At 39.4% G+C, this 13891-nt stretch carries 14 protein-coding genes; all 14 read left to right on the forward strand.

Annotated elements, in window-relative coordinates; translation table 11 throughout:
* Nucleotides 1–457: 457 nt before the first annotated feature.
* Nucleotides 458–1315: an energy transducer TonB gene (locus AC106S_RS09715; RefSeq protein ID WP_482438872.1), complete on the forward strand. Its 858-nt coding sequence runs from the start codon at nucleotides 458–460 to the stop codon at nucleotides 1313–1315.
* Between the two features lie 168 nt (nucleotides 1316–1483).
* Nucleotides 1484–2257, forward strand: a complete 774-nt coding sequence (locus AC106S_RS09720; protein ID WP_482438873.1) for a ParA family protein — start codon at nucleotides 1484–1486, stop codon at nucleotides 2255–2257.
* A 69-nt stretch (nucleotides 2258–2326) separates the two neighbouring features.
* The gene (locus tag AC106S_RS09725) at nucleotides 2327–3217 is read left to right on the forward strand and encodes a ParB/RepB/Spo0J family partition protein (protein WP_482438874.1); all 891 of its coding nucleotides are present in this window, start codon (nucleotides 2327–2329) and stop codon (nucleotides 3215–3217) included.
* Nucleotides 3217–3864 (forward strand): DUF5683 domain-containing protein, encoded by a 648-nt coding sequence (locus AC106S_RS09730; RefSeq protein WP_482438875.1) that lies wholly within the window; start codon nucleotides 3217–3219, stop codon nucleotides 3862–3864. The genes AC106S_RS09725 and AC106S_RS09730 overlap by 1 nt, the downstream gene beginning before the upstream one ends.
* A gap of 67 nt (nucleotides 3865–3931) precedes the next feature.
* A complete protein-coding gene (dapB, locus tag AC106S_RS09735) occupies nucleotides 3932–4633 on the forward strand; it encodes a 4-hydroxy-tetrahydrodipicolinate reductase (RefSeq protein WP_482438876.1) in 702 nt (233 codons plus the stop codon).
* A 129-nt stretch (nucleotides 4634–4762) separates the two neighbouring features.
* On the forward strand, nucleotides 4763–6502 hold the full coding sequence (lepB, locus tag AC106S_RS09740) for a signal peptidase I (protein WP_482438877.1): 1740 nt from the start codon (nucleotides 4763–4765) through the stop codon (nucleotides 6500–6502).
* Between the two features lie 56 nt (nucleotides 6503–6558).
* Nucleotides 6559–7173 (forward strand): WbqC family protein, encoded by a 615-nt coding sequence (locus tag AC106S_RS09745; protein WP_482438878.1) that lies wholly within the window; start codon nucleotides 6559–6561, stop codon nucleotides 7171–7173.
* A 61-nt stretch (nucleotides 7174–7234) separates the two neighbouring features.
* Nucleotides 7235–8911: a S8 family serine peptidase gene (locus tag AC106S_RS09750; protein WP_482438879.1), complete on the forward strand. Its 1677-nt coding sequence runs from the start codon at nucleotides 7235–7237 to the stop codon at nucleotides 8909–8911.
* Between the two features lie 124 nt (nucleotides 8912–9035).
* Nucleotides 9036–9527: a hypothetical protein gene (locus AC106S_RS09755; RefSeq protein WP_482438880.1), complete on the forward strand. Its 492-nt coding sequence runs from the start codon at nucleotides 9036–9038 to the stop codon at nucleotides 9525–9527.
* 25 nt (nucleotides 9528–9552) lie between these two features.
* Nucleotides 9553–10242, forward strand: coding sequence for a YiaD family glycine zipper/OmpA-like lipoprotein (locus tag AC106S_RS09760; protein WP_482438881.1), 690 nt, complete (start codon nucleotides 9553–9555; stop codon nucleotides 10240–10242).
* A 107-nt stretch (nucleotides 10243–10349) separates the two neighbouring features.
* Nucleotides 10350–11237, forward strand: a complete 888-nt coding sequence (locus AC106S_RS09765) for a decaprenyl-phosphate phosphoribosyltransferase (RefSeq protein ID WP_482438882.1) — start codon at nucleotides 10350–10352, stop codon at nucleotides 11235–11237.
* Nucleotides 11234–12553: an FAD-binding oxidoreductase gene (locus AC106S_RS09770; RefSeq protein WP_482438883.1), complete on the forward strand. Its 1320-nt coding sequence runs from the start codon at nucleotides 11234–11236 to the stop codon at nucleotides 12551–12553. Before AC106S_RS09765 ends, AC106S_RS09770 begins: the two co-directional genes overlap by 4 nt.
* On the forward strand, nucleotides 12554–13279 hold the full coding sequence (locus tag AC106S_RS09775; protein ID WP_482438884.1) for an SDR family NAD(P)-dependent oxidoreductase: 726 nt from the start codon (nucleotides 12554–12556) through the stop codon (nucleotides 13277–13279).
* Between the two features lie 4 nt (nucleotides 13280–13283).
* Entirely contained in the window at nucleotides 13284–13871 is a 588-nt protein-coding gene (locus AC106S_RS09780) for an HAD family hydrolase (protein ID WP_482438885.1), read from the forward strand.
* Nucleotides 13872–13891 lie beyond the last annotated feature (20 nt).

A 13891-nucleotide genomic window follows, 5' to 3' on the forward strand; every position in this document is an offset into this window, starting at 1 on the left:
CCGATTGATTATCAATTTGTAAATTGAACGTCGTTTTTTATAAAAAATTGAATTTTAAGAGATTGTCTTTTTAGGCTATAACCACCCGGTTAAGCGTACTTTTTCTGAAACTGATGACAGCTTTTATTCAAAATTATTTAACCGGATTTTAAAATTCTGCATAGGTCTATAACAAAATATAATCATTAACCTGAATCATCCCTGTTGATAAAATGGATATGATGGGATACGCTAATAAAAAAATCGTGAATTCACGGTATTTAAAGATATGCAGAATAAACATCTTCACTCCTGGAAAATGTTAAATTTTAACCATTGTCATAAAATTTTTTAAAATTTTGGTGTTTTGATAAAATTATGGCAGATATTTTGATATTGACTCATTGCTTATCGATAAGGCTAACAGATTTAATAATCAATTAATTGATTGTACTAACAGTTTAAATATTTAATAGTGATGAAACAGATACATCAAAATCAGGAATTTCGTTTCAACGAAGTTCTGTTTGAGCATCGTAACAAAGAATACGGAGCTTACGTTTTAAGAAATGAATCAGACCGGATATTAACCAAAGCCCTTTTTATCGGAATAAGCTTACTGGCCGCAGTTTCAGTAACTCCCTTCGTTATCTCGGCATTTAAACCGGATGCGCCGTCAGAAGGACAAGATGGAGTAATACTTGAACTCGTAGATCCGGTTATTCCGGATGTTCCTGTAACTCCTCCTCCTGCACAGACATTACCCCCAAAGGTAACGCAGCCGCCAAGTGTGAAACAGTTCGACAGCACGGTTCCAACCCCTTCATCAACGGCCCCGGATGACAATACCAAAAAAGAACCGGTTCCGGATGATGCAGTTGCAGGTTTTAAAAACGACTTTACAGCTGAACCTATAAAAAGAGGAGCAGAACCCATCAATCTTGAAGGAACCGGAAAAGGCCCTGTTGTACCTTATGTTCCGCCGGGACCACCGGCTCCTAAAGTTTCGGACGATCATATTGCAACGGGTAATGAATTAGATTCTGAAGCAGCGTTTGAAGGAGGGATTAATGCCTTCAGAAATAAAGTAACCAACAGCTTTGATGGTTCAGGATTCGATGGAAGCGGAGAAACCATGAGAACGGTTGTTACCTTTATTGTTGAAACAAACGGAACGATCTCCGGAATTAAAGCAGAGGGAGGAAATGCGGACTTCAACAGAGAAGCCGTAAGAACCATAAAAAATATCAAAGGAAAATGGAAGCCTGGACTGAATAAAAACAGAGAGGCTGTAAGAAGTTATTTCAAGTTCCCGATCTCAATGAAATTTGAGTAAAAGGACAGAATAAACAGATATTAAAAAGTTATCCACAAAGAATTTTTTTTGTGGATAATTTTTTTTATTGTTAAATTGCTTATTAACAATATTTTAACTCAATTTTGGATTTCACCGTTTATCGGGAGCAAAGAAAAAAGTGTATTTTTGAAACCTAAAGTTCGAATAATGGCAAAAATCATAGGTATCGCTAATCAAAAAGGAGGAGTTGGAAAAACAACAACAGCTGTAAATTTAGCCGCAGCATTAGGGGTATTGGAAAAGAAAATATTAATCATTGATGCAGATCCGCAGGCCAATGCCACATCAGGTCTTGGGGTGGAAGATGTTCAGTATTCTACATATAATCTGTTGGAACACAGTGCAGACACCAGAGCCTGCATCAAAAGAACAGCAACTCCGAATCTGGATATTATCCCTTCTCATATCGACCTGGTAGCAGCCGAAATTGAGCTGGTTGACAAGGAAGACCGTGAATATATGCTGAAAAAAGCTCTGGCAGAAGTAAGAGCAGATTACGACTATATTATCATCGACTGTGCGCCGAGTTTAGGACTGATTACCGTGAATGCGCTTACCGCCGCCGATTCAGTGATCATCCCGATCCAGTGTGAGTATTTTGCCCTGGAGGGACTGGGGAAACTTCTGAATACCGTGAAAAACGTACAGAAAATCCATAATAAAGATCTTGGTATCGAAGGACTTCTCTTAACGATGTATGACAGCCGTCTGAGACTATCCAATCAGGTGGTGGAAGAAGTAAACGCCCACTTCCCGGAAATGGTATTTGAAACCATTATCAGCAGAAACGTAAGACTGAGCGAAGCACCAAGCTTTGGAGAAAGTATCCTGAACTATGATGCCGAAAGCAAAGGAGCCGTACAATATATCCAGCTTGCCGAAGAAGTATTGCTGAAGAACGAAAATTTAGTAAAAAATTAAATTAATACATAAATGAACTCCGGGTGGCCTTTACCGTCACCTATCAATCATCATTGATCAATACTATCTATGAAGGACAAAAAAAGAGCTATGGGACGCGGGCTGGGCGCTATTTTAAGTGCCGAATCCAAAGCGACGATCAATTCTGCTACCGATGAAGGAGCAGATAAGTTTGTAGGAAATATTGTAGAGGTAGCCCTTGAAGATATTTACCCGAATCCGACCCAGCCAAGAACTTATTTTGACGAAAAAGCATTAAACGAACTTGCCCAGTCTATTAAAAACTTAGGCGTAATCCAGCCGGTTACCTTAAGAAAAGACGGTGAGAAATTCGAGATCATATCCGGGGAAAGACGTTACCGCGCAAGTAAAATTGCAGGGCTTCCGACTATTCCGGCTTATATCCGCCTGGTAAATGATCAGGAACTTCTGGAAATGGCCCTTGTGGAAAATATCCAGAGAGAAGATCTTGATGCCATAGAAATCGCTTTAACCTATCAGAGACTTTTGGACGAGATCGGGCTTACCCAGGAAAATCTCAGCCAGAGAGTAGGGAAGGACAGAAGTACCATCACCAATTCTATCAGGCTTCTGAGACTGAATCCTGATATTCAGAACGCTATCAGAAGCGGTGAGATCTCAGCAGGACACGGAAGAGCAATCATCAGTCTTGAGAGCGAAGAACATCAGCAGGCTTTATTTGACCTGATTATCAAGGAAAAGCTGAATGTGCGTCAGGCTGAACAGGCCGCAACGGCACTGAAGAACCCTAAATCACCCGCAGCGAAAAAGGCAAGCGTTGAGCTTTCCAATAGCTATAAAAGAGCACAAAAGACCATCGCTGATATTTTAGATGTAAAAGTGGAGATCAAGACCACAGGAAACGGTAAAAAAGGTAAAATTGTTCTGGACTTCAAAAATGAAGAAGAACTGGAATATATTTTATCCCATATTAAATAATGAAGAAAATATTTTTCACATTTTTTCTGTGCATTACGGCACTGGTTTGTGCACAGGTAACTCCCATAGATACTGTCAGGATGAACGAACGTCCGAAAGACAGTATTGTATCGGTGAAACCTGTGAAACCGTCTAAAACCGAAGCTAAAATAATAGCAGATCTGGAACAGGCCAATGGACCTACCAGAAAAACAATAAAACTTAATCCTACAAGAGCAGGACTTTATTCCGCTGTGCTTCCCGGATTAGGACAATATTACAACAAAAAATACTGGAAAATACCTGTTGTATGGGGAGCAGTAGGAGCCGGAGTAGGAATTGCGATCTGGAACGACAACCAGTATAAAAAATACAGGGAATATTATATCGCAAAACTGAACGGAACCCCCAATGAATTTGTAGACAGCAATCCGGGACTGGATAAAAGAGCATTGGCCAATGCACAGGACAGATCCAAAAGACAGAGGGACTATGCTATTGCAATCACTGGCCTGATCTATATTTTGAATATTATGGACGCAGTAGTGGATGCGCACCTTTACGAAAGCCGTCATGATCCCGACCTTACGTTCAATCCTGCGGTGATTCAGGATCAGTACGGATTCTCACCGCCAAAAACAGGCTTGACTTTAAGTTACAGATTTTAAAAAAAAGATGATAATACAGCCTGATGAACTGAAAAGTTTTCAAAGGCATACAAATAAAGAATTTCACATGAGAATAGCATTAGTTGGATACGGTAAAATGGGGAAGATCATCGATGAGATCGCTCAGAAAAGAGGTCATGAAGTGGTAGCCCGGCTGAAAGAAACGCCAACAGCAGAAAATCTTAATAATCCCGATGTGGTTATCGAATTCTCACTGCCGGAAGCAGCATATGATAATATCAGAGCCTGCCTTGAAAACAAAATTCCGGTGATCTGCGGAACAACAGGATGGCTGGAGAAAAAAGCCGGCATTGAAAAACTTGCGATAGATAATGGTACGGCGTTCCTATACGGATCAAACTTCAGTTTAGGCGTAAATTTGTTCTTTGCTTTAAATGAAAAATTAGCCGGTCTGATGAAGAATGTAGATGAATACTCATGCCAGCTGGAAGAAATTCATCATATCCACAAAAAAGATGCACCCAGCGGAACAGCGATTTCCATTGCTGAGGGCATCATCAGAAATAATCCGAAATTTGATGCTTGGAAACTTGAAGAGACCCAGGGGAAGGAATTGGGAATCTTTGCCGTTCGTGAGGATGAGGTTCCGGGTACCCACAGCGTGTTTTACAGAAGTGAAGTAGACGAAATTGAAATCAAACATACCGCTTTCAACAGAAACGGTTTTGCACTGGGAGCCATAGTCGCCGCAGAGTGGATCCGGGATAAAAAAGGAAACTTTACCATGAAAGACGTTTTGGGGCTTTAGTTTGTAACAAATTCTTTAAATTGCATACCAATAACAGAAATGATGAATAATGAATTGTCAATAGCTCAAAGCGGTTATCATTTATTATTCATCATTAATCATATTTATTCAGAATAGGCACAAAAAATTATGAATTATTTTTTAACTTATACAGTTTATGTCCTCATTTTATCTTTACTGATGGGGATTTCTACATGGAAGCTGTTCAGGAAAATGGGGTATAGTCCTTTATTGGCTTTTATACCTTTCTGTAACTATTTAGTTATTCTAAAAGAAACGGATCATCCGAAATGGTGGGCAGTTTTATCGTACCTGCCAATTGTAGGTCCTATTATGATGACAGTATTCCATTTATATTTAATGAATAAATTTGGAAAAAATCTTATCCAGAATAAGCTTCTTACCGTCCTTCTTCCCTTTGTTTATATGGCAATAGTAAATTATTCTAAAGATACTGAAATAGAAGATGAGCTATACTTGACAGAAGAGCAGAAGAACCGTAAAGAAAAACATGATAAAATACTGAATGTAAGTGCACAGATTTTTGATTTATTTGTAACAAATGTTTCTTCAAAAGTTCCCGGTTTTTCTTCGGAAGAAGAAGGGAAAAAGAAAGATACATTCCTCGGATCTATCACTTTTGCCGTAGTTTTTGCAACTATTATCCACGTTTTTGTAACCCAGCCGTTCGGGATTCCTACCGGATCCATGGAAAGAACCCTTTTGGTGGGAGACTTCCTTTTCGTAAATAAATGGAGCTACGGATACAGAATGCCGATGCGTCCGGTTGCCATTCCTTTCCTTCAGGGAACTATTATGGATACAGGACAGAAGAATAACCCGAAAGATGATCCGAAATCTTATGTAGATGCCATAAAGCTGCCTTATACGAGAATTTTACAGTTCGGGAAACCCCAGAAAAATGATGTGGTAGTATTCAATTACCCACAGGATTCCGTACATACAGCCATCGACAGAAAAGACCCTTACGTTAAAAGATGTGTAGCTACCGCAGGGGATACCTTTGAAATGAGAGCCGGAAGACTTTTTGTCAACGGAAAGCCGGAAACAGTTCTTGGAGATCAGGAAGTACAGCACGGTTACCTCGTAACTACGGGAAGCCAGCTCGATATTCCTGCTCTGTATAACATCTACGGATTTCTTCCCGTACAGGAACAGCAGACGCAAACAGGCTTTGTATATGGTTTCCAGGGACTGACGGATAAGATCGCCAAAGAAATCAAAGAGCTTCCTCAGGTGATCGATATGAAGGAAAATGTAATGCCAAAAGGAGAAGCTGCTATTGCATACAAAAACGAAGCAAGAACAAAAATAGATACAACACAATCTATCTTCCCGGTAAATAAACCGTGGAACCAGGACTGGTACGGACCGGTAAGAATTCCTAAAAAAGGAGATGTGGTAACGATCAATAAAGAAACCCTTCCGATGTACCGATGGATTATTTCCGAATACGAGCACAACAGTGTATCTGTAAACGGAGATCAGATTCTGATCAACGGTAAGCCGGAATCCAGCTACACCATTAAGCAGGATTATTATATGATGGTAGGAGATAACAGAGATGCTTCATTAGATGCCAGATTCTTTGGTTTCGTTCCGGAAGAGAATATCGTAGGAAAGCCCATGTTTACATGGATGAGCCTTCAGGGTGCTTTCAAAGACAGCAGTTCTTCTTATCAGGCTCCGTTCAAGATCCGCTGGGAAAGAATGTTTAAAGCAACCAATACAGGAGAAGCCAACAAAACGTCCTACTGGTGGATTGCTGCCATGATCCTGATCTTATTCTTCGGATGGGAGTATTTTATGAAACTGTTCAGAAAGAAAAAAACAGAAGACGAATTATAATTAAATTAACCCCAAAATAGAATGAAGTATTTGAAAAAATACTTCATTTTTGTATTATGAATATGACGAATGCATTACTGCCGGTATTTTATATGCCTCCGATCTCATGGTTTTCAGTATTTCTGAACCCTGAAAACGAAATTATATTTGAACAGTTTGAAAACTTTCCTAAACAGACTTACAGGAACAGAGCCAATATCTACGGAGCCAACGGGAAACTTTCATTGATTATTCCGATTAATCACAACGGAAACAGAGCGTTTAAAGATATGGAGATCTCTTACAGGGAAGACTGGAGAAATCTTCACTGGAAATCCATAAAAACTGCTTACCAGAGCTCACCTTATTTTGAATATTATGAAGATAAATTCAGAAAAATATTTGATATGAAAGAAAAATTTCTTCTGGATTTTAACCTTAAAGGCCTGGAAGTAATCCAACAGATATTAAAAACAGAAAAGGCACACTCTTTGAATAAAGAATATATCAAAAATCCGGAGGAGGTAAATTTCAGAGACAGGTTTTCTGCAAAACTTCCTTCAGAATTCGGAATGGATGAATATTATCAGACCTTTTCCGGGAAATACGGATTTTTAGAAGATCTTTCGGTTCTGGATCTCGTGTGCAACAAAGGTCCTGAATCGTTGATGTATATTAAAAATATCAAATAATTCACCGGCTGCCGTAAGAGAGAAAGCGGCTGTCTGTGACCTCAATAAAATAAATCAATATATGAAAAAGGTATTATTAGCGGCTGTTTTTTTAGCAGGATTAAGTTATTCTTATGCCCAGGAAGCCAAATCGGCAAAAATCGATCCGAATGAAGATAAAGATCTGATGACCTGGTATCATAAAGATTGGTCTTCTACAAAAGTATACGGTGTAAATACTGAAAATGCATACAAATATTTAGAATCGAAAGGGCTGAAGCCTAAAACGGTTATTGTAGGCGTTCTGGACAGCGGAGTTCAGGTAGATCATCCGGGATTGGTGAAAAATATCTGGACAAACCCCAATGAAGTTCCGGGAAACGGTAAAGATGACGACGGAAACGGCTATATCGACGATGTTCACGGATGGAATTTTATCGGTGGTAAAAACGGCGATATCGGAATCGATAATATGGAAGTAACAAGAGTTGTTGCCAAGTATAAGCCCGTTTTCGAAGGAAACGATTCCACAAAAAATAAAGCCAATCAGGCAAAAATGCCGGAAGAATTTGCGCTGTACATGAAATCTAAAGAATTGTTCAGTAAAAACAGTATCGAGGCAAGACAGAGCTTTCAGACATATACCATGATCAACGATCTTATACCCGATATGGTGAGATTATTAGACGGTAAATCTGTAACGGCAGGAACGATCAGCGCTATTAAGCCGAAAGATCAGAAAGATGCTATTGCTCTTCAGGTTTTAAGTCAGGTATCTCAGAGTCCTGATTTCAACGGTAAAACTTCAGCTGAATTTGAAAAGCTGATGAAAGAGCAGATGAAAGAAGCGCTTGATGAATATACCCCGAAGGCCCAGCAGTATGACCTGAGCTATGACCCGAGAAAAGAGATCGTAGGCGATAATTATGATGATTATTCAGAGAAAAATTACGGGAACAATCATTATGAAGGAGCAGATGCAGAGCATGGGACACACGTTGCCGGAATTATTGCCGGTCTTCCACAGGGAAAAGTGGTTCAGTACGGAGTGGCTTCAAAAGTAGCGAAAATCATGACTGTAAGAACCGTTCCAAACGGTGACGAAAGAGATAAAGACGTAGCCAACGCAATACGCTATGCCGTGGATAACGGCGCTAAAATTTTGAATATGAGCTTCGGGAAACCTGTTTCTCCGGGGAAAAATGTTGTTTGGGACGCTTTCAAATATGCAGAAGATAAAGGAGTTCTTTTGGTAAAAGCAGCAGGAAACGAAAATGAAGATGTGGCAGAACACCTGGCATACCCTACCAATTTTAAAAATGTAACAGATGAAAAACCGTTTGTAAACAATGTAATGGTAGTAGGAGCAAGTACCAATAAAAATGATGCCTTGAGAGCAAGCTTCTCCAATTACAATAAAAAGATGGTGAATGTTTTTGCTCCGGGTGAAGAAATATATTCTACCGTTCCTAAAAATGAATATAAATATCTGCAGGGTACCTCTATGGCATCTCCCGTAGCAGCGGGTGCAGCAGCGGTATTATTGGCTTATATGCCAGATCTCAAGCCTTATCAGATCATAGAGGCGCTGGTGAAAAGCAGCAATCATAAAACAGGCCAGTTTTCTGAGTATTCCCAGTCCGGTGGAGTGATTGATGTAAAGAAAGCCGCAGAATATGCATATACCAACTTCTATAACGGAAAAATATCAACCGGTGCCAAGCCTGCGAAATCCGTAAAAAAGGGTGTTAAAAAATAATTTATCTGCCTGTATATAAGGTTAAAGCATAGAAAGTCCGAAATTTTCGGACTTTTTTATTTTTATTTTTCAATTTTGGCACGGTTTTTTGTAACTTTATAATAACAAAATAATAAACAACAAAATGAAAAAGTTACTACTTGCAGGGATGTTGGGAACATCACTTTTTGCAGTGTCTTGTTCCTCCGTGAAAAAAGCAGAAACATCACAAAACCAAAGAGCAGATTACCTTAAACTAAAAGGTGACTGGCAGATCGTAAGCGTGGATTATGAAAAAGGATACAAGATCAAGCCTTTTGATGAAGGAGCGGATGCCCAGTGTTTTGTAGGCAGTCATTGGAGACTGATCCCGAATAATTACAGCGGCGCTTATACTTTAAACGGAGGAGGTGCATGCCCGGCAGTGACACAACCTATCAAATTTGAAGTTAAAAACGGCGATACTTTCATGTTCAAAAAAATCGTTGCAGGAACAAAAGCCAAGCAGAATACTGCAGGATATTCTTTAACAATCACTAATCAGTCCACAGATCAGTTCTCCCTGGTACAGGATGTTCCTTTTGACGGAAATACTGTAAAAGTTGTTTACAACTTCCAGAGAACAGGTATGAAATAATTTATCAACATAAAAGATCAAAAAAATGAAATTTACTAAAACATATATTGGAGCGCTATTCTTATCATCAGCATTGTTACTGACAAGCTGTGAAGCCGTTCAGAATTCTAATCACCAGCAGAGAGGTACTGCCGTAGGAGCTGCATCAGGAGCTGTAATCGGGGGAATCCTGGGAAATAATGTAGGAAAAGGTAAAAACGGTGCTTTAGGAGCAGTATTAGGCGGTATTATCGGTGGAGTTGCAGGTAACGTGATCGGTAACAAAATGGATAAGCAGGCTAAAGATATTAAAGAAACCTTACCGGGAGCTGAAGTAGAAAGAGTAGGAGACGGAATTAAAGTAACCATGAACGAAAGTATCGTCAACTTTGCTTTCGATTCTTCAAATCTTACTTCTGTTGCCCAGAGCAACCTTGATAAATTAGCTAAAGTTCTTGCAGATAACCCGGATACCAACATCAATATCTACGGGCATACAGACAGCAAAGGATCTGATTCTTACAACCTGGCACTTTCCCAGAGAAGAGCAGATGCTGTAAAAGCCTATTTATCAGGAAAAGGAATTGCATCAGCCAGAATGTTTACAAAAGGTGAAGGTGAAGCAATGCCGGTAGCAACCAACGATACAGATGAAGGAAGAGCTAAAAACAGAAGAGTGGAATTTGCTATCACTGCTAATGAAAAAATGATTAATGATGCCAAACAGGGGCAGTAATTAATTTAATATATAAATATTTTCGTAAGAAACCGCTTCGGCGGTTTTTTTTGTATTTTTATGCTATGAATTTTGAATTTATTACTTTTGCATCTGAAATAGCATAAATGAAGAAATACCTTAAACTGCTCCGGGTGGAGCAATGGGTGAAAAACCTGTTTGTTTTTGTCCCTCTGTTCTTTTCAGGAAACATTACCAATGTAGATCTGCTCACCAAAAGCGTTTTTGCATTCATTATTTTTTCACTGGCGGCAAGCGTGGTGTATATTCTGAATGACTACAATGATATTGAAGCAGACAGAAAGCACCCCGAAAAAAGAAGAAGACCGCTTGCAAGCGGTGCAGTTTCAAAATCAAAAGCATTAGCAATTCTTACTGTACTTATTATCACAGATATTATCCTGGTAGGTGTTGCGCAGCTTTATTTTCATGAACCTTTATGGAAGTTCAGTGCGATCATCGTATCTTACTTTGTGATGAACCTCGCATATACTTTCAAACTGAAGCATATTCCTATCATCGATATTTTTATTATAGCCCTGGGTTTTGTATTCAGAGTTCTGGCAGGCGGCTATATTACAGGAATTAATATTTCTCAGTGGGCCATTCTGCTTACTTTTGTACTGGCGCTGGTACTGGCTATCGGAAAAAGAAGGGGAGAACTTATTAATGCCCAGGTTTCAGGAAAAACAAGACGGGCGCTGGACGGCTACAATGTACAGTTTGCAGATATTGCGCTTTCCATTTCCGTAACACTGGCCATTGTATGCTATCTGATGTTTACCCTTTCACCTGAAGTTCAGGGAAGATTTCATCAGAGGGTTTTCTATACCGTAATATTTGTGGTTTTTGCATTTTTGAGGTATCTTCAGCAGACCCTGGTATACAACAGAACGGAGTCTCCTACAAAAATTGTGTACAGAGACCGCTATATACAGGTTACTTTAGTACTTTGGGTAGCCGCATTTCTAATTCAAATCTACTTTAAAAAATGAAGCCGAATTTCACACAGAAAGTTACCAACTGGGGCAATTTCCCGGTAGTAGAAAAAGAAATGAGATCTGAAGACAGTTTCAGGAAAATCAAAGATTTTGTACTCGGTCATAATGAAGTGATCGCAAGAGGAAACGGGAGATGTTATGGGGATGCTTCATTGGGAGAGAGCATATTTTCGACCAAAAAACTCAATAAATTCATCAGTTTCGACCGCCTCAACGGGGTGATAGAATGTGAATCCGGTATTCTTCTTTCCGATGTGCTTGAAATTGCAGTTCCACAGGGATACTTTTTATATGTAACTCCGGGAACGAAATTTGTATCGGTGGGCGGGGCAATTGCTTCCGATGTCCACGGTAAAAACCATCATGCGGAAGGCTGTTTCTCCGAATATGTTGTTGAGTTTAAACTTATGACGGAAAACGGAGAGATCATTACCTGTTCCAGAGAAGAGAACCCCGATAAATTCTGGGCTACAATTGGAGGAATGGGACTTACGGGGATCATTCTTACTGCAAAATTCAAACTTAAAAATATAGAATCTGCCTATATCCGCCAGGAAAGCATTAAGGCAGAAAATCTGGACGAGATCTTCAGGCTTTTTGAAGAAAGTGAAAACTGGACGTATACCGTAGCCTGGATAGACTGTCTGCAGAAAGGCAAAAACCTGGGAAGAAGCATCCTGATGAGAGGAGAGCACGCTTTTCATCACGAACTTCCCCAGAACCTGGCAAAACAACCGTTAAGGCTGAAAGGAAAATTACAGCCTTCCGTTCCGTTTTATTTTCCCGGATTTGTTCTGAATGCGCTTACTGTGAAGATTTTCAATCTGCTGTATTATAAAAAACAGACTAAAAAAGAAGTTAAAAACTTTATAGATTACGAAACATTTTTTTATCCGCTGGATGCCATCAGCGACTGGAATAAGATCTATGGGAAATCCGGTTTTATTCAGTACCAGATGGTGATCCCGAAAGAAACAGGTAAGGAGGGAATGAAAAAGATCCTTGAAACCATAGCCGCGAGCGGAAACGGTTCTTTTCTGGCTGTTTTAAAACTGTTCGGAAAAAATAATCCGCAGGCATATAACTCGTTTCCTTTTGAGGGATATACTCTGGCTCTTGATTTTAAGGTCAATTCAAAGCTGAAAAAACTGGTGGAAAGCCTGGATGATATTGTTCAGCAGTTTGGAGGAAGAATCTATCTCACCAAAGACAGCATGAGCCGCTCGTCACTGACGAATTATCTTAAAAATATTCAAAATCCTAAATTTGTGTCTTTACAGCACAAAAGAATCATAAACAACAACTCATAAATGATAGTTCTGGGAAGTACGTCTGAAGTAGCACAGGCGTTTGTGGAAAAAGCCCTCCAGGAAGGAGAAAAATTTGAAAAGATTTATCTTTTCACTTCAAGTAAAGAAACAACGGAAAGATTTGCAAGACATATCGACGTGAAATTTCTTCAGCAGTCTGAAGTAGTGGAACTGGATCTGATGAAAGAGACCGATTACAATAAATTTGATTATATCAATTCAAATGTATTATTTTGCGCAGTAGGATATCTGGGTGAAGGAACAGAAGAAGGTCTTTATGACAACAGGAATACGGAACGGATTATCGACATCAATTATGCAAAGCTGGTTCCGGTGATGAACTATTTTGCCCATAAATTCGAGAGCAGGAGATCCGGAACGATTATCGGGCTTTCATCCGTAGCCGGAGACCGCGGAAGGCAGAGCAACTTTATCTATGGAAGTGCAAAGGCAGCTTTTACAGCTTATTTAAGCGGCCTCAGAAACTATCTTTTTGATAAAAAAGTTCATGTACTTACGATAAAACCCGGGTTTATGGCAACCAAAATGACAGAAGGACTGCCATTGAATCCTAAACTGACCGCTACTCCCAAACAGGCTGCTGCGTGCATTTATAAAGCATTCAAAAAGCAGAAGAATGTGGCATATGTTTTGCCGGTTTGGAGTATTATCATGATGATTATCAGGAGTATTCCTGAATTTATATTCAAAAAATTAAAGCTTTAGAGACATGAGAAAATTGTATTGTTTTGATTTTGACGGAACCCTGACGTATAAGGATACCATGTTTATGTATCTTAAATTCTACGATTCCACCAAATTCCGCATACAGTTTCTAAGACATGTTCCGCTCTTCATCCTGCTGAAACTGAAGCTGGCAGAAACTGAGAAAGTGAAAAAAAGCTTTATCGGTTCTATTCTTAAAGGTCAGACCCGGGAAAAGATTGAAATGAAGTCTAAACAGTTTTTTGAACAGCATTATCCTAAAATTGTAAGGGAAAATGCCCTTGACTTTATTAAAAATATCGATAGGAATAATACACAGAGTTTATTGGTAACGGCTTCCCTGGACATCTGGGTGAAACCTTTCGCCGAAGAACTCAACATGCAGCTCGTTTCTACCCGTGCAGAGTTTAAAAACGGGGTTTTTACAGGAAATTTCATCGGCAAAAACTGCAACGGAAAAGAAAAACTGGTGAGGATAAAAGCAGAAATAAACAATTCTAAATACGATAAAATAATCGCTTTCGGCGATACTTCCGGAGACCGTCAGATGCTTAAATGGGCAAATGAGGGTCATTACCAATTTTTTCATTAATTTTGGAAGGTAAAAATGTA

Source organism: Chryseobacterium sp. FR054 (genome assembly GCF_056844565.1).